Raw genomic sequence first — 16781 nt, 5'->3', positions numbered from 1 at the left:
TAGCAGAGGCGCAAAGATTCACTTAATACAACCACAACTGCATACGAAGCTCCCGCCAGAAAGCTCGGCCCGGCTGCTTGCGCTTGACATTGAGGGGCATAAAGTCGTATCTTAGGTAGCCTACCAACCGCCTGCCCCATGCCTACTTCCAGCCTGCCTTCGTTTGCCCTGGCGCGCACTTTCGTGTTCCGGCGCTACGTCACGTTCCGCAATGTGGTAGCCGCCGCCGCCCCGGACCCGGCCGTAGCAGCGGCGCGCAAAGCCCGCAAGCAGCGCAAGAAAGCGGCGAAGCACGAGCGGCTGCGCAATTTCTTCGGCTGGTGGGAAGGCTGCGCGGCCTACGGGTCAATATTCTGAGAGAACAAACTGTAACCAAGCAGAACGCGGCGCCTGAACCCAGGCGCCGCGTTCTGCTTTAAGGGCATTACTCCCGGCAGTGCTACCGTTTCCGGCCCAGATACAGCAGCACCGAAGCAGGCTTGCCGGGCGTGTACTTGTCATTGATGACAAAGTAGCCGCCCTTATAAGCCGCTATTCCTTCCCAGTTGTAGGCCCGGTACGCCGCCGGAAATTCCCAGAGCGGCTGCCACGTAATTCGGTCTTTGCGCAGCTGCAGGTCAATCAGGCGGCAGTAGCTGCGGTAGCCGTCGGGGTGTTTGATGAGGGAGGTGGAGGCCGGGTCGGAGGCGGATGTGCGGTACACGGTATCCTGCCCGCCGCCTTTGTAAAAATAGTTCAGGGCCGTCAGGTGGCGGCCCCTGGTACGGGTAGCGTCCGTGAGGCGGAAAGGCAGCTTCTGCAGGCGCACCGGCTGGCTCGTTTCCGCCCCGGCGGCCTGGGTTAGCGGGTAGGCGTAGTTTTCCCGCTCGAAATAATTGAATTCAAAAAAGCCTAGCAGCCGCTTTTTCCACGGTGTCAGGGCCTCAAAGCCGGCATTGTAGATACCCGAGTTATCGGCCCGCAGGGGCTTGGGCAGGGAAAGCAGATAGGTGGTATCGAGCTGAACGCCGTTGTCCTCAAGCCGGCCTTTGAGCAGGTAGCAGTTGGCCGAGGGCGTACTGGTTTCCACCGACAGATACACCTCGCCTCCTTGTATCACCAACGCCTCCAGGCCCTCATACACCTGGTCGCGGGCGTTTATTTTCTGGCGGAGCACTTCCAGATTGTGCAATGGGTAGCGCTGAAACGGCAGCACGTAGGTAGTATCGGTAAGCTTGCGCTGCAGGTCGGCCAAACGGATGCTGTAGAGCAGGCCGGGCCGCTGTTCCTGCAGCCGGCTTTCCGACAGCAGAAACAGGCTTTCCCGCCCGATATACAGGCCCGAAAACTGGTTTTCGGGGTGGGCCAGCTCCGTGGGCAGAGACAGGGGCTGAACCTGCAGGTGCATCGGGCGCTGGGCCCGGCCGGGAGTCGCCCACAGCAGCAGTAGCAGAGCAGTAGCGTAGTATTTCATGGGGCCAGAGCGGTTTTCGGTGGCCAAGGCAGGGCTTGCGCTACGCACAAGTTGCTCCTGACTATATGCTGACGGCCACTGCCGTGGCTAGCAGCGCGGAACTCGTGCTTATGTAATGGTTGGTGCAGTGAATGGCCATCAATACCAGAATGGCCTGTTGCTCAAGGGCCTCGAAAGCCTCCGAGCTGACGACCGTGTAATCGTAATTCACCTTGCTCCAATTTATCTTGGGCCGAATGGTGAGCAGCTCCTGGCCTTGCCGGTCGAGCAGGACGTACTCCCTTTCCAGCAGGTCTTTGCCTTTCAGCACAAAAGCCCGGTTTACGCCGCCCAGGCTCGATTTGAGGATAATGCTGCCGTTCCAGTGCATTTTGAAGCTCAGCAGCACCGCATCCTGCTCGTCTTTCAGCTCGATGGTGGTGCCCCAGAAGCCGCGGGGCTCTACCCGCAGCGCAGTACCGTCGGGCAGGGCCAGCAGGGCTTTGTACGAATACCACTCGGGGTACTTCAATTCGCCCAGCAGCGCGTCGTTGGCGGCTAGGGTAAAGGTGCGGGCATCGGTCGATTTGAGTACGTATTCAGCCATGAGCCAGTAAGCAGGTGCGTGAGAGTAGTGGTTTGATGAGCAGGCGCCGGTTACTTCCCGGTGGCCGCCGGCTCAGGCATCAGCTGAAAGTAGGTAGCCTTGAAGCGGTTCTCGACAATTTCGCCCTGCACCTGGGCCTTCCGGATGGCCTGGCAGAAACCGTCCTTGGCGTGGGCGTCGCCGTGGGAGTCGATGGTGGTGCCATCCACAAAATAGGCCTTACCATTGAGCCGGATAGCCAGGTCGCAGCTTTTGCCCGGCAGGCCCAGCTTGCATTGGCCGCAGGAGGCTTCCACCAGCAACACTTCTTTGGTGGTATCAGGGCCCGGGGCGGCGGCGGCAGTAGTAGCAACCGACTGCGCCTGCGCGGCGGAGCCCGCTGAAAAACCCAGTATCAGCAGGAACAGGAAGGATTTCATAAGGGGAGAAGTAAAATGGCAGTAGTGGTTAAAAGGGCGCAATACGATACGGCAGAAAGTGCTTCCTTGCACACAAGGCCAGTTAATTGGGCAGCCTTTCATGTACAACAGAAAGTACCCGGTTGTTTTTGAACGTAACCAGCAGATTGTGGTGCAGAAAGCCCAGCCCGCCGCCACCGGAGCCGATGTGATATACCCAGCGGTTGGCTTTCGTATCCCGCCAGGTCGGTTCGCCAATAAGCTGTTTGAGTTGGGCTGTATCCTGGCCGATACACCTGTTGCTTTCAATTAAATCGTCGGCCATTTCGTACTGATTGACTTTCGCTTTTTTCCATTCTGTCTTATCAAAATCACTGCTGGGTTCGTGGAGTATCGCCCATATAAACACGGCCATTACGGCAGCCCAAGCCACGGGCGTAGTTACGAGCGTGGCTATCCAGATAAAGACTTTTCGTTTGCTGGGGTTGCTGATGAACTTTCGTAGCACCCAGCGCCAGAAAATGAACGAGGCTATGCCAAGGAGGATGACAAGCAAGTAAACTTCAAGACTTACTCCAAAGAATTCCGGGATGTGGACATATAAAAGCACGGGTAAACGACTTATGGGGGTAGTATAAAAGAGGCCTGCCCAGCTAAGGGCAGGCCTCTATAGTAGCATCCGTCGAGTCTTTACGGAAACTTGGGAAACTTCGAGAAATCGGGCTTGCGCTTCTCGATAAAGGCGTTTTTGCCTTCCTTGGCTTCTTCCGAGAGGTAGTACAGCAGCGTGGCGTTGCCGGCCAGCTCCTGAATACCGGCCTGCCCGTCGAGTTCCGCGTTGAACGAGGACTTGAGCATGCGCAGGGCCAGGGGGCTTTTCTCCAGAATCTTCTTGCACCAGGCCACGGTGGTTTCTTCGAGCTTGTCGAGCGGCACCACTTTGTTCACGAGGCCCATGTTGAGGGCTTCCTGGGCGTCGTACTGGTCGCAAAGAAACCAGATTTCGCGGGCTTTTTTCTGCCCCACCACGCGGGCCAGGTAGGAAGCGCCGAAGCCGCCGTCGAATGAGCCGACGTTGGGGCCGGTCTGCCCGAAACGGGCATTGTCAGCGGCAATGCTCAGGTCGCAGACCACGTGCAGCACGTGGCCGCCCCCGATGGCCCAGCCAGCCACCATAGCCACCACGGGCTTGGGAATCGAGCGGATCATTTTCTGCAAATCCAGCACGTTCAGGCGCGGAATGGTGTCTTCGCCCACGTAGCCGCCGTGGCCCCGCACGCTCTGGTCGCCGCCCGAGCAGAAGGCCTTGCCGCCTTCGCCCGTGAGCACCACCACCCCGATGTCGGTGCGGTTGCGGCAGATGTCCATGGCCTCAATCATTTCCTGCACCGTGAGCGGGGTGAAGGCATTGTGAACCTGCGGACGGTTGATGCTGATTTTGGCGATACCCTCGTGAAAGGTGAAGAGGATTTCGCGGAACTCCTTAATCGGAGTCCAGGTGATTTGTTCGGCCATAAGAGAGAGGTAAGCGGGTAAGGAAACCAGGCTTGGCACTGCTCAGCCTGGCATTCCGGAATAACAACGGTTAAACAAAAGCTGTTTTTACCGCCTGGCGGTATTCTTCAAAAAAAGCGGCGTTGGTGGCACTGTCGGTGGTAATTTCCAGCAGGGCCGCGCCGCTTACGGGTGCAAAGAAAGCGGATAGCGCCAACTTCAGCTCGGCAAAGGTGGTGGCCGTGAAATAGCGCAGGCCAAAGTCGCGGGCGGTGTTTTCGGCCGTCAGGGGCTGGTGGGTTTCGAAGAACTCTTCCAGCTCGGGCTGCTGCCGTGGGCCGTCTATCAACCGGAAAATGCCGCCCGCGTGGTTGTTGAACAGCACCACGCGCAGGTTGGGTGTGGGGTAGTTCTGCCAGAAGGCGTTGCGGTCGTAGAAAAAAGCCACGTCGCCGGTGAGCAGCACCACGGGCCGCTCGGGCTGGGCCAGGGCCGCGCCCACGGCCGTGCTGGTGCAGCCGTCGATGCCGCTGGTGCCGCGGTTGGCAAACACCTCCACCGCGCGGTTGTCGGGCACCCCCAGAATGTTGGCGTAGCGCACGGCCATGCTGTTGGCTAGGTGCAGCGCCGCGCCCTCGGGGAGGTGGCGTAGGGTGTGGTGGAAGGCCGTGAATTCGTTGAATGGCTGCTCGGCCTGGCTCAGAAAGCGCTGCAGAAACTCCTTGGCCCAGCTTTCGGCCTTGTACCAGGGTGTGGCGTAGGCGGCTGTGGTCTCTGCCTCCTGCTCCGATAGCCCCCAGCCGCTGGCCGGCCACTCCAGGCGCGGCGTGGTCACGCTAGGAGTCGAGCCCGGATTCGCAGCTTCAGAACCATCTGTGCTGCCCGACGCCCCGGCCACGCGGCCAGCAGAGGAGCGGCCAGTAGCCACCAGCTGCTCGAAAAACGTGGTAGGCTCCAGCCGAATAATGCGCGTCAGGGACTTAAACGTGTCGGCTACCGGCCCGGCGGCCTGCACGTGCCAGTGCTGAGCCGGCTGGGCGTCGCGCAGGTAGAGCTTCAGGGCCTTGGAAATCAGGGACTGGCCGAAGGTAATCAGCAGTTCGGGCCGCAGGGCTTGCTTCAGCCCCGGTTCCGGCACGGCCAAAAACACGTCCTGCTTGCTGAGCGGGGCCGTGCGCAAATCGTAGGTAGCGCCCACGGGCTGGTGCAGGTTGGCAATAACATCGCCTACCACCGGCACCTGGTAGGCAGCTGAAAACTGGCGCAGCGCCAGCAGCAGGGCGTCGTCGTGGCGGTGCTGGCCGGCTACTACCAGCACCCGGCCTGCCTGGCGCAGCGCCTGCTGCAGGGCCAGCAGCTCGGGGCCGGGCAATGTAGGCAGGCTGGGTGTTTCGCGAATCACGCGCACGGGCTCAAACCGCAGTTCTTCGCCGGCTTTGGGATAAAACGGCTCCCGCAGCGGCACGTTCACCTGCACGGGGCCGGCCGGAAACTGCTGGGCCAGGTTGATGGCCTCCGACACAAGGCGGGCCGAGTGCCACTTGGCGTCGGCGTGGCTGGTATCGGCCGGAAAAGTAAACGTGCCCTTGGCGTGGGCCCCGTACAAATCGGCCTGCCGGATGGTCTGCCCGTCGAGTTGGTCTATCCACTCCGGGGGCCGGTCGGCGGTGAAAACCACTAGCGGAATCTGCTGGAAATAGGCCTCGGCCACGGCCGGCGCGTAGTTTAGGCCCGCCGTGCCCGAAGTGCAGACCAAAGCCACGGCCCGCCGCTGGCTTTGGGCCAGGCCCAGCCCGATAAAGGCGGCGGCCCGCTCGTCGGGCACGGTGCGCACCGTAAGGGCGGGGTGGCGCGCGAAGGAAATCGTGAGGGGCGCGCACCGGGAGCCCGGCGACAACACCACATCCGTAATGCCCATCTGCGCGCAGATTTCCGCGATGTTATAAACAGCCTGCATCGGTGTGAGTTAGTGAGTTGGCGACTCAGTGAGTTAGTGATTTGGCGAGTTGTCGTTCCGCAGGCGCCATCTGCGAGGTTCGAACAACAACTCACTAAGTCGCTAAATCACCGCAAGATGGCGCCAATCGTGCTTAGTTTCATTTCGGTTTCCTGCCATTCGCGCGCCGGGTCGGAGTCGGCGGTGAGGCCGGTGCCCGCATACAGAACGGCTTCCTGGGGGCGGAGTTGCAGGCAGCGCAGGTTCACAAATAGCCGCGAAACCCCGGCGTGGGGTAGGTTTACGGGGCCCAGAAAGCCGCTGTAGTAAGCCCGGTCGTAGCCCTCGTGCGCCAGCAGAAAGTTCAGGGCGGCCTGCCGGGGCATGCCGCCCACGGCCGAAGTAGGGTGCAGCAGGCGCAGCATGTCGGTGCCCAGGGTCGGGAAGGGTACCTGGCGCAGATTCACAGCGAAGTCGGTGCGCAGGTGCAGCAGCTGGCCGGCCACCACCGTGCGGGGCCCGGTTTCGTCGTATTCGCGCAGGCGCAGCTGCTTGAAGCAGCTCACGATGTAGCGCGCCACCAGGGCCTGCTCCTCGATTTCCTTTTGCCGCCAGATGGCGTGGTGGGGCAGGGAGCCCGGCGCCAGGGGCTGGGTGCCGGCCAGGGCCATGGTCCGGAAAATGCCCTGCTCGTCGATTTCGGCCAGCACTTCCGGCGAAGCGCCCAGCCAGGTGCCCGCCCCCGGCGCGCTGATAAGCGACACAAACGCCCGCTGGTAGCGGGAGCACAGCTCCCCGAAAGCCCGTAGCGCGTCGAAGCCGGCCGGCAGGGGCCGGCGCGCCGCCCGCGACGACACGACCTTCACCACCTCCCCGCTTCGGATGGCTTCTACCCCCGTTTCAACCAAGTGGTAATATTCGCTTTGGGAAGTGGTATGGGGCAGGGGCTGGGTGCTCTGGTGCCAGGGCAGGGGCTCGGGCAGCTCGGCATGCTCGGTGGCCAGAAACGCCAGCAGCTGACTGGCCCGGCTGTCAGTCGAGTCGAGCAGGAGCTGGTCGGGCGCTTCGGCGGTCCAGTAGATGTCGGCGGGCAGAAACAGCGCCGGGTTGTGGTCGGAGTCGCGGAAGGGGAAAAAGGCAAAGCCCGCCGGGGCCTCGGGCGTGAGAGCCGGGGGCAGGCCGGTCAGGGCCGACTCCGCCGAAAAACTCAAACACAGCTGCGCGTGCTCGGTGCCGGGCAGGCGCCAGGCCGCCACCGGCAGCTGGAGCTGCAGGGCAAAGGCCAGCAGCAGCCGCAGCTGCTCGCGGGGCTCCGGCACGGGGCCCGGCCAGGGTACTATCCGCGGTTGCGGCTGGCTCATGCGTGGCTCTCCTTACCGCTAGGCAGGTCGATGACGGCCATGGTGATGCGGCTGATGCAGACCAGCACGCCGGTTTCCTCGTGGGTGATGCGGATTTCCCAGACCTGGGTGCTGCGGCCCACGTGCAAAGCTACGGCCCGGCCCACGACCCAGCCCGAGCGTACGCCTTTGAGATGATTCGCGTTGATTTCCAGCCCTACGCAGGCCTTTTTGCGTACGTCTACCTGCAGCGCAGCCCCAATACTGCCCAGGGTTTCGGCTAGGGCCACCGAGGCGCCGCCGTGCAGCAGGCCCATGGGCTGGTGCGTGCGGTGGTCGACTGGCATGCGGCCTACTAGCAGCTGGTCGCCGACTTCAGTGATTTCAATACCAAGGTGTTCGCCCAGCGTATTGCGGCACCAGGCGTTGAGCTGGACCAGGTCGGTGGTAGGGTGTGCCATGCGGTAAGTACGAGTGAAAACGGATTCAGGGGCCGGAAAACAGTAGTTTTGGGCCTAAACAACAAAGCTAGCGGGAAAGTGAGCGTCAAAAAAATATACCTCATCCGACACGGGCAAACCGACTTCAACGTGGCCGGCATCGTGCAGGGTAGCGGCGTCGACTCCGACCTGAACGAGGCCGGCTACCGGCAGGCGGCCCGCTTTTTTGCGGCCTACCAGCACCTGCCCATCGATAAGGTGTACACCTCTACGCTGAAGCGCACCCATCAGTCGGTGCGGGGGTTTCTGGAATTGCCGCTGACCCACGAGGAGCATAGCGGCCTCAACGAGATTAGCTGGGGCGTGCGCGAAGGCCAGCGCATCACCCCCGAAGAAGACGAAGAGTATACCGGCGTGCTGCAGCAGTGGCAGCGGGGCGAAACCCACGCCCGCATGCTCGGGGGCGAAAGTCCGGATGAGGTAGCGGCCCGGCAGCGCCCTTTTATCGAGTTGCTGCGCAGCCGCCCCGAGGAAGAAACCGTGCTGGTGTGCATGCACGGGCGGGCTATGCGCGTACTGCTCTGCCAGCTGCTCAACTATCCGCTCAGCGCCATGGACGCCTTCGAGCACCGCAACCTGTGCCTCTATAAGCTGCACTACACCGGCAGCATGTTTTCCGTGAATAGCTTTCTGGATGTGACGCACCTGCAGGATTGCCCAGCCTAGGGGCGGCCGCCGGGCCAGACGGTGGCGCCACGCCGGTGCTGTGTTTTAAGCGACCTGCCAACTGCGGACTGGTCGGTGCAGCGTAGCTCCCGGGTAATTTGCTGGCGGCACAGCTTGGGGGCGGAAGTTATTCTGCGAACTTCGCCTCGCAATTCCCGCGGTGGTGTTCGGCAGCATATATGGATACGGAAACAGATAATCCGGCCCTATGGGTCCTGGGTACCACATCGGCCCTCACGGTATACTACGACACGGCGAACCGGTGGCTCTATACCGACTGGCAAGGCTCCTTCGAGCTGACTACCGCGCGCCAGAGCGCCCAGCTGCTGGTAGAGTGCCTGCGGGAGTATCCGTGCCACAAGCTGCTGAACAGCACCCTGCGCGTTACCAGCAGCTGGCACGGGCAAGAACAGTGGGCAGGCGAAACCCTGTTTCCCCTGCTGGCCCAGCACGGAATCCGCTACATGGCCTGCGTCTATTCGGTGTACTGGCCGGCTCGCTACTCCCTGGACAGTACCCTGGGCTTTGCCGCCCAGCCGTTCGTGGCTTCCTTCGATGACTTGGCTACGGCCTGCGCCTGGCTACTGCAGGCGCACTGAGCCCAGCGCTGCCCCAGCCGGAAAGCAACGGGCCGGCCTTTGGCGGAAATTAGTGGAGAATACCGCGCTATTCACCGGGTGCGACGGAGCCAGGGGCCGGCGTGGCAAGCCAGGTAGCTAACTATGAGGGGGCACCTGATTGCTGCTGGTACCGTTTAAGCCGGTAGCAGCCGGGAAAGGCTAACGGCATCACCGGCAAAATTCCCTGGTTTAAAGCTGGTGACGTACTGCCCGAAGCAAAAGGCCCGGGAGTAGCAATTGGCTGATACTGGGTTAGGTATTTACAAGCGCGAAAATTCGCTGCCGTACCGGGCCGCTTTGCTGAAGCGTTATAGTTTGCACCCCAAGTTTTTCGGGCTAATTTTGACCCTACACAACACAATCGAAGACGCAGATGGCCGAAATCATAAAAATGCCCAAAATGAGCGACACCATGACCGAAGGGGTCATTGCGGCGTGGCTCAAAAAGGTGGGTGATAAAGTCAAATCCGGGGACGTCCTGGCCGAAGTAGAAACCGACAAGGCCACCATGGAGCTGGAAAACTACGAAGACGGCACCCTGCTCTACATTGGTCCCAAAGAAACCGAATCGGTGCCCGTGGATGGCGTGTTGGCCATCGTCGGCAAGGAAGGCGAAGATATTTCCGCCCTGCTCAGCCAGATTCAGGGTGGCGGTGCCCCGGCCGCAGCTCCGGCGCCAAAAGCCGAAGAAGCTCCGGCTGCTGCTCCAGCCCCGGCTCCAGCAGCGCCGGCCCCAGCACCTGCTCCTGCTCCCGCTGCGGCGGCCCCGGCTGGCAACGGCAAAAAAGCCACGGTCATCCGCATGCCTAAGATGAGCGACACGATGACAGAAGGCACCATTGCTTCCTGGCAGAAAAAAGTGGGCGACAAGGTGAAGTCCGGCGACGTGCTGGCCGAGGTCGAAACCGACAAGGCCACGATGGAGCTGGAGAACTACGACGATGGTACCCTGCTCTATATTGGTCCTAAAGAAGGCGAAGCAGTAGCTGTAGATGGTATTCTGGCCATCATCGGCGAAGAAGGCGCCGACATTCAGTCGCTGCTCGGCGGCCAGTCGGGTGGTGCGGCCGCGCCGGCGGCTCCGGCTCCTGAGGCCGCCCCGGCTGCGGAAGCGGCTCCCGCTCCTGCACCTGCGGCGGCCCCCGCTGCTGCTCCCGCCATTGCCGCTGCTCCCCAGGCTGCTACTACCACAGGCGGGCGCCTGTTTGCCTCGCCGCTGGCCAAGAGCATTGCCCGCGAGAAAGGCATCGACCTGAACACCATCAAAGGCTCGGGCGAAAACGGCCGTATCGTGTCGCGCGACCTGGAAAGCGCCCAGCCCGGCACCGCCCCGGCTCCGCAGCCCGCTGCTGCACCAGCCCCGGCCGCTGCTCCACAGGCAGCCCCGGCTCCCGCGGCTGCTCCGCAGGCGGCCGCTCCGGCCCCGGCCGCTGCTCCGGCTGCTACGCCCGCCGAAGGCACCTACACCGACACGCCCGTGTCGCAGATGCGCAAGGTTATTGCCCGTCGTCTGTCAGAAAGCCTGTTTACGGCCCCGCATTTCTATCTGACGATGGAAATCATGATGGACCGCGCCATGGAGGTTCGCACCCAGCTCAACGCTCTGTCGCCCATCAAGCTCAGCTTCAACGACCTGGTTATCAAGGCTGCTGCCGTAGCCCTGAAGCAGCATCCGGCCGTCAACTCCTCGTGGCTCGGCGACAAGATCCGTCAGAACAAGGTGGTAAACATCGGCGTGGCCGTAGCCGTGGACGAAGGCCTGCTGGTGCCCGTGGTGCGCAATGCCGACGGCAAGGGCCTGTCGGCTATTGCCACGGAAGTGAAAGAGCTAGCCGGCAAAGCCAAGTCGAAGAAGCTGCAGCCCGCCGAGTGGGAGGGCAGTACCTTCACCATCTCCAACCTGGGCATGTTTGGCATCGAGGAATTCACCGCCATCATCAACCCGCCGGATGCCTGCATCCTAGCCGTGGGCGGCATCAAGCAGACGGCCGTGGTAAAAGACGGCGCGCTGGCCATCGGCAACGTCATGAAAGTGACTCTCTCGTGCGACCACCGCGTGGTGGACGGCGCCACGGGAGCCGCTTTCCTGCAAACGCTGAAAAGCCTGCTCGAAGACCCCATGCGCATGCTGATCTGATAACGGCAAACACTGTTTGTTGAGAAGAATAAAAAAACCAGCCCGCAACGGCTGGTTTTTTTATGAATGGCCCTGTTTCATTGTAAAACCTCTATACTTGCCGATAAGGGCAGTCGAGAGCTTATGGCTGCCCGGATATTCACTAACCCAATTGGAGTATGCGGAAAAATATAGCAGTTGTCGCCCTGTGCCTGGTCAGTGCCACGGCCTGGGGCCAGAGTCAGACGCTCAGTGGGCGCGTAGTGGACGCCGCCGGCCGGCCCGTAATAGGAGCCACCGTGGTGGAAAAAGGCACCAACAACGGTACCGCTACCGACAACGCGGGCCGCTTTACGCTTTCGTCGCGCACCAGCAGCCCGCGTTTGGTGGTAACCTCCATCGGCTTTGCTGCGCAGGAAGTGACGGCCGAAGGCGGTGAAATCAGCGTGAGTCTGGCCGAAGCTACTACCAGCCTGGGGACGGTGCAGGTGGTGGGCTCGCGCAGCCAGAACCGCTCTGTCACCGATTCGCCCTCGCCGGTGGATATTATTGACCTGCGGGAAGTGACCACCAAAACCGGGCAGCTCGACGTGAACCAGCTGCTGCAGTTTGTGGCACCCTCCTTCAACTCCAACCGCCAGACCGGTTCCGACGGGGCCGACCACGTGGACCCCGCCACCCTGCGCGGCCTGGGGCCCGACCAGACGCTGGTGCTCGTGAACGGCAAGCGCCAGCACCAGTCGGCGCTGGTAAACCTGTTCGGCTCGCGCGGCCGTGGCAACACCGGCACCGATCTGAACGTCATTCCGGCCGCCTCCATTGCCCGCATTGAGATTCTGCGCGACGGGGCCGCGGCCCAGTACGGCTCCGATGCCATTGCCGGCGTGATTAACATCGTGCTGAAAAGCTCGCAGGAGGAAGAAATAACGACCAGCATCAACTACGGGGCCTACGAAGCCAGCTACCGGAACGACGATAAGAAGTACGACGGCGAAAACCTCAATGCCAACATCAATTACGGCATTGGGGTGGGCACAAAAGGTGGCTTTGTGAACGTAACCCTGGACTACAACCAGCGCGAGCATACCCAGCGGGCCAATGTGCCGGCCTCCGACGGGCTGGCCCGCCGCGAGTACGGCGACCCCCAGGTGAACAATGCCTCGGTGTACCTGAACTCCAAGTTTCCGCTCAGCGACAACGCGCTGGTGTACGTGTTTGGCGGCTACAACAAGCGCAAGGGCGACGCCTACGCCTGGACGCGCTTCGCCGATGATGACCGCAACGTGCCGGCTATTTACCCCAACGGCTTCGACCCCATCATCACCAGCGACATCGACGACGGCTCGGCCGTGGTGGGCGTGCAGGCCAAAGCAGGCGGCTGGGACTTTGATCTGAGCAATAACTTCGGCTCCAACCGCTTCGAGTACGGGGTGCGCAACAGCCTGAATGCCTCCCTGGGCGCCAGTTCGCCCACCTCGTTTGATGCCGGTGGCTTCCAGTTGCAGCAAAATGTCATTGGCCTGAGTGCCACGCGCAACTACACCACCGTACTGTCGGGGCTGAACCTGGCCTTCGGCGTGGAGGGGCGGCGGGAGTGGTACCGGCTGTTTGCCGGCGAAAAAGCCTCTTACTTCAACTATAATACCGACCCCGATGTGGAGGTAACCGGCGGCTCGCAGGGCTTTCCAGGTTTCCAGCCCGGCGACGCCATCGAGGCCGAGCGCGACAATTTCGGGGCTTATGCTGATGCCGAACTGAGCGTGTCGCAGCAGTGGCTGGTGGCGGCGGCTTTGCGCTTCGAGCGCTACAGCGACTTTGGCAGCACCCTGAACTACAAGCTGGCGACCCGCTACAACCTGAACGAGTTTGTGACCCTGCGCGGTACGTTCAGCACCGGCTTCCGGGCACCATCGCTGGCTCAAATCAACTTTAACTCCACTTTCACCAACTTCATTCAGGGCGAGCCGGTGGAGGTGCTGCTGGCTCGTAACAACAGCGCCGTGACGCAAAAGCTGGGCATCCCTAGCCTCAAGCAGGAACGGTCCGTTAGTGCCAACGTGGGCCTGACCAGCCGCCTGGGCTCGGGATTCAGCGTTACCCTGGATGGCTACTACATCAAGGTGAAAGACCGGGTGGTGCTCACCAGCCAGTTTGCGGATGATGACCCCGTCATTGGCCCCGATTTGGTGGCGTTGCGGGTCGGGCAGGCTCAGTTTTTTGCCAACGCCGCCGACACCCGCTCCCTGGGCCTGGACGTGGTGCTGAGCCACAGCCTGGGTCTGGGCAAAAGCCGGCTCAACTCCACGCTGGCGGCCAACGTCAACAACCTGAAAATTGACCGGGTGCGGACTTCCGGCCGGCTGGCCGGGCGGGAAGAAGAGTTTTTTGGCAAGCGCGAACAGGCCTTCGTGAAGGCGTCGGCCCCCCAGTCCAAAGTCAACCTGACCTTCGACTACACCGTGGGCCGCTTCGGGGCGCTGCTGCGCTTCGTGCGCTTCGATAAGGTGCAGCTCATCGATTGGGACGGGGCACCGATGAACTACGAAGCGCGCATCACCACCGACCTGACGCTCAGCTACGCGCTGACCAACCATTTGCAGCTCTCCGTGGGCAGCTCCAACCTGGGCAATGTGTACCCAACCATGTTCAACCCGCAGCTGACGGAAACCGGCGGCGCCTGGGACCCGGTACAGATGGGGGCCAACGGTCGGTTTTACTTTGCTAAATTGCAGGCCCGTTTCTAAGTCACTTGTTGATTGTTGAAGGCTGATTGTTGGCAGCTGGCTGTCGGTTCGGGTCGAACTGACAGCCAGCTGCCTTGTTTATGGCCTTACCCCCGCAACAATCAACAATCAACAATCTGCAATCAACGAATACATGAGAATCCGTTCCACTACCGTGCTCGGCGTGCGCCACAACGGCGAAATTGCCCTCGGCGCCGACGGCCAGGCCACCATGGATAAGCACGTAGCCAAAAGCAACGTGCGCAAGGTCCGTAAGCTGCAGGATGGCAAAGTCGTGACGGGCTTTGCCGGCTCCACGGCCGATGCCTTTATGCTGCTCGACAAGTTTGAGGAAAAGCTCAACGGCTACGGCGGGCAGCTGCGCCGGGCCGCCATCGAGCTGGCCAAGGAATGGCGCAAAGACCAGTACCTGCGCAAGCTCGAAGCCATGATGGTAGTAGCCGACAAGGACGAGCTGCTCGTCATTGCCGGCACCGGCGACGTGCTGGAGCCCGATTCCGACGTGGCCGCCATCGGCTCGGGGGCCATGTACGCCCAGGCCGCCGCTCTGGCCCTGAAGAAGCACGCGCCCCACCTCACGGCCCGGCAGATGGTGGAAGAGGCCCTGCACATTGCCGCCGACATCTGCATCTACACCAACCACAACCTGATGATTGAGCAGCCCTCGTAAGGCTGTTTTTGCAAGCAACCCAGCCGCAATTGTGCGCTGTTCAGAATCTTCGATATACGAGCTTCGTATTGAACGATTCCCGGTTGCCATTTGATTGTACACCGCATACCCACATACAGAACCCCCGATTCGATGAACGTAACGAACTTCCTCAAGCACCACTACCGCCACTTCAACGCCGCTGCCCTGATTGATGCCGCCGAAGGCTACAACAAGCACCTGGCCGATGGTGGCAAGATGATGATTACCCTGGCTGGCGCCATGAGCACCGCCGAAATGGGCATCCAGCTGGCCGAACTGATCCGCCAGGACAAGGTGCAAATCATCAGCTGCACCGGTGCCAACCTGGAAGAGGATATCTTCAACCTGGTCGCCCACGACTTCTACGAGCGGGTGCCCAACTACCGCGACCTGACGGCCGCCGACGAGCAGGCTCTGCTCGAGCGTCACATGAACCGCGTAACCGACACCTGCATTCCCGAAGAGGAAGCCATGCGCCGCCTCGAGCACTCGGTACTGAAGTTCTGGGAGCAGGCCGACAAAGCTGGGGAGCGGTACTTTCCTCACGAGTTCTTCTACCAGATCCTCAAGTCGGGTGAGCTGGAGCAGTACTACCAGATCGACCCCAAGGACAGCTGGATGCTGGCCGCCGCCGAGAAAAACTTGCCCATCATCTGCCCCGGTTGGGAAGACAGCACGCTGGGTAACATCTTCGCCGGCCACGTTATCAGCGGCGACATCAAGAATGTCCACACCGTGCGCACCGGCATCGAGTACATGATTTACCTGGCTGGCTGGTACACCGAGCAGGCTACCGAGGAAAGCAAAGTAGGCTTCTTCCAGATTGGCGGCGGCATTGCCGGCGACTTCCCCATCTGCGTGGTACCCATGCTGCACCAGGATTTGGGCCGCACCAGCGTGCCGCTGTGGGGCTACTTCTGCCAGATTTCGGACTCGACCACCTCGTATGGCTCGTACTCCGGCGCCGTGCCCAACGAGAAAATCACCTGGGGCAAGCTGGGCCAAGACACGCCCAAGTACATCATCGAGTCGGACGCTACCATCGTCGCCCCGCTGGTGTTTGCTATGGTGCTGGGCCAGTAATTGCCCGTTGCGTAGTAGCGCGAACTGTGTAGTTCGCGTGGCCCGCGTCGCTAGGTCGTTCTGGCACGCGAACTACACAGTTCGCGCTACTAGTCTGCCACTGAATAATAGAAAAAGCCCGCCGCTGACGTTCAGCGGCGGGCTTTTTTTGTAGTTGATTCGCAGGGAAGACTTTAGTGCGCGGGCCCTGCCGGGCGCACCGGCGCGGGCATCGACTGGGCCTGCTGTTGCTGAAGCCGCTGCTGTTCCTGTACGCTCTTTTTGAAGTTATCCCAATTGAGCGCCACCCCCATAAAGCCGACCAGCATGGAAGGCACTATAATACCCAACACGAAGGGGAAAAAACCTCGCAGCAGCCGACCCGCCAGGCTCAGGCCGGTATGGGCCAGCATGGTGCTGTAGGCCCAGGTAGCAAAGCCCAGGCTGACGACCGACACGGCGAAACTCGCTTGTTGAATTTGGGGGGTGCCGGAGAAAAAATACATTACGGGCAGAGCGAGTAGCGTCAGAAAATTGCAGGCTGCCGTGATGAAAGCCGCTATCACCAGGCACTCGGCGTAGTTGTAGCCGCCTCGGCGCAGAAATAGGCGGGCAAAGGCAGCTATTACGGGCACCAGCGCCACATAGACCCAGCTCATGTACTTGGCCATAAAGCTGGTTATCTCCTTTTGCGCCTGCCACGCGGCCTCGGGCATGGCCGGGTCGCGGGGCGGCACCATGTCGATGTGCAGCACGGCGGAAATAAAGGCGAAGGTACCGGTCACGATCAGCAGCAAGGACAGGGGCGGGAAGTGGTACTTGCGCTGCCCGGCCAGGTAGCTCCGGATGGTAGGGCCGGGGCGAGTGAGAACGTTCCAGAGCGAGTACTGAATGCCCTTGTCTACGTGCCAGATGCTATGCGGAATCTCGTGCAGCATATGGGCCAGATTGAGACGGTGGGTGTGGTGGGCGTCCTGCCCGCAGTGCCCGCAGAACCGCTCGGGCACCGGCGTGCCGCAGTTCAGGCAGGTGGAGGGGCCATGCTTGGGGCCGTGGGCCGCTCCTGCATTGTGCTCGGGTTGGGCCAGGCCAAGGTCGATAGCAAAGGTGGAAGCAGAAGTGGTGTCCATATAGATAGAAGCAGATATTTTTGAAAGAAAGCCACTTATTCCAAA

Annotated in this window: 16 protein-coding genes; 7 read left to right on the top strand and 9 right to left on the bottom strand. The window is 61.3% G+C overall.

Translation table 11 applies throughout. The annotated features are described in order from the left end of the window. Positions 1-138: 138 nt before the first annotated feature. Positions 139-357 carry a hypothetical protein gene (locus LGH70_RS07945; protein ID WP_226184544.1) on the top strand — a complete coding sequence of 73 codons (219 nt, stop codon included), beginning with the start codon at positions 139-141 and terminating at the stop codon, positions 355-357. An 82-nt stretch (positions 358-439) separates the two neighbouring features. Here LGH70_RS07945 and LGH70_RS07940 read toward each other — a convergent pair whose 3' ends face one another. The 8 genes from LGH70_RS07940 to LGH70_RS07905 all read right to left on the bottom strand — a co-directional run bounded on the left by LGH70_RS07940 (position 440) and on the right by LGH70_RS07905 (position 7668). Continuing rightward, positions 440-1453 (bottom strand): hypothetical protein, encoded by a 1014-nt coding sequence (locus LGH70_RS07940; protein WP_226184538.1) that lies wholly within the window; start codon positions 1451-1453, stop codon positions 440-442. Between the two features lie 61 nt (positions 1454-1514). Further along, entirely contained in the window at positions 1515-2039 is a 525-nt protein-coding gene (locus LGH70_RS07935) for a hypothetical protein (RefSeq protein WP_226184536.1), read from the bottom strand. 50 nt (positions 2040-2089) lie between these two features. After that, entirely contained in the window at positions 2090-2458 is a 369-nt protein-coding gene (locus LGH70_RS07930; RefSeq protein WP_226184534.1) for a DUF6370 family protein, read from the bottom strand. A gap of 82 nt (positions 2459-2540) precedes the next feature. After that, on the bottom strand, positions 2541-2993 hold the full coding sequence (locus LGH70_RS07925) for a hypothetical protein (RefSeq protein ID WP_226184532.1): 453 nt from the start codon (positions 2991-2993) through the stop codon (positions 2541-2543). Positions 2994-3127: 134 nt separating this feature from the next. Continuing rightward, positions 3128-3952 (bottom strand): 1,4-dihydroxy-2-naphthoyl-CoA synthase, encoded by an 825-nt coding sequence (gene menB / locus LGH70_RS07920; RefSeq protein ID WP_226184530.1) that lies wholly within the window; start codon positions 3950-3952, stop codon positions 3128-3130. A 70-nt stretch (positions 3953-4022) separates the two neighbouring features. Then, a complete protein-coding gene (gene menD / locus LGH70_RS07915; RefSeq protein WP_226184529.1) occupies positions 4023-5888 on the bottom strand; it encodes a 2-succinyl-5-enolpyruvyl-6-hydroxy-3-cyclohexene-1-carboxylic-acid synthase in 1866 nt (621 codons plus the stop codon). A gap of 107 nt (positions 5889-5995) precedes the next feature. After that, positions 5996-7186 carry a chorismate-binding protein gene (locus tag LGH70_RS07910; protein ID WP_226184522.1) on the bottom strand — a complete coding sequence of 397 codons (1191 nt, stop codon included), beginning with the start codon at positions 7184-7186 and terminating at the stop codon, positions 5996-5998. A gap of 38 nt (positions 7187-7224) precedes the next feature. Continuing rightward, entirely contained in the window at positions 7225-7668 is a 444-nt protein-coding gene (locus LGH70_RS07905) for a hotdog fold thioesterase (protein ID WP_226184520.1), read from the bottom strand. Positions 7669-7746: 78 nt separating this feature from the next. Between LGH70_RS07905 and LGH70_RS07900 the strand changes: the two genes are divergently transcribed. From LGH70_RS07900 to LGH70_RS07875, 6 genes are all read left to right on the top strand, one after another. After that, the gene (locus LGH70_RS07900; RefSeq protein WP_226184518.1) at positions 7747-8373 is read left to right on the top strand and encodes a histidine phosphatase family protein; all 627 of its coding nucleotides are present in this window, start codon (positions 7747-7749) and stop codon (positions 8371-8373) included. 179 nt (positions 8374-8552) lie between these two features. Next, positions 8553-8972 carry a hypothetical protein gene (locus tag LGH70_RS07895; protein ID WP_226184516.1) on the top strand — a complete coding sequence of 140 codons (420 nt, stop codon included), beginning with the start codon at positions 8553-8555 and terminating at the stop codon, positions 8970-8972. A gap of 394 nt (positions 8973-9366) precedes the next feature. Continuing rightward, positions 9367-11130, top strand: coding sequence for a pyruvate dehydrogenase complex dihydrolipoamide acetyltransferase (locus tag LGH70_RS07890; RefSeq protein WP_226184514.1), 1764 nt, complete (start codon positions 9367-9369; stop codon positions 11128-11130). A gap of 158 nt (positions 11131-11288) precedes the next feature. Further along, positions 11289-13853, top strand: coding sequence for a TonB-dependent receptor (locus tag LGH70_RS07885; protein ID WP_226184512.1), 2565 nt, complete (start codon positions 11289-11291; stop codon positions 13851-13853). Positions 13854-13986: 133 nt separating this feature from the next. After that, the gene (hslV, locus tag LGH70_RS07880) at positions 13987-14523 is read left to right on the top strand and encodes an ATP-dependent protease subunit HslV (protein WP_226184510.1); all 537 of its coding nucleotides are present in this window, start codon (positions 13987-13989) and stop codon (positions 14521-14523) included. A 132-nt stretch (positions 14524-14655) separates the two neighbouring features. Beyond that, entirely contained in the window at positions 14656-15627 is a 972-nt protein-coding gene (locus LGH70_RS07875) for a deoxyhypusine synthase family protein (protein WP_226184508.1), read from the top strand. Positions 15628-15800: 173 nt separating this feature from the next. Here the strand turns inward: LGH70_RS07875 and LGH70_RS07870 are convergent, their stop codons facing one another. Next, positions 15801-16736 carry a DUF3667 domain-containing protein gene (locus LGH70_RS07870; RefSeq protein ID WP_226184501.1) on the bottom strand — a complete coding sequence of 312 codons (936 nt, stop codon included), beginning with the start codon at positions 16734-16736 and terminating at the stop codon, positions 15801-15803. Positions 16737-16781: the final 45 nt, after the last annotated feature.

Origin of the sequence: Hymenobacter nitidus, from assembly GCF_020447315.1 — a bacterium.
Classification (GTDB): Bacteria; Bacteroidota; Bacteroidia; order Cytophagales; family Hymenobacteraceae; genus Hymenobacter; species Hymenobacter nitidus.
Note: the sequence above shows the minus strand (reverse complement) of the source record. Positions and strands in the feature narration are given on the sequence as shown.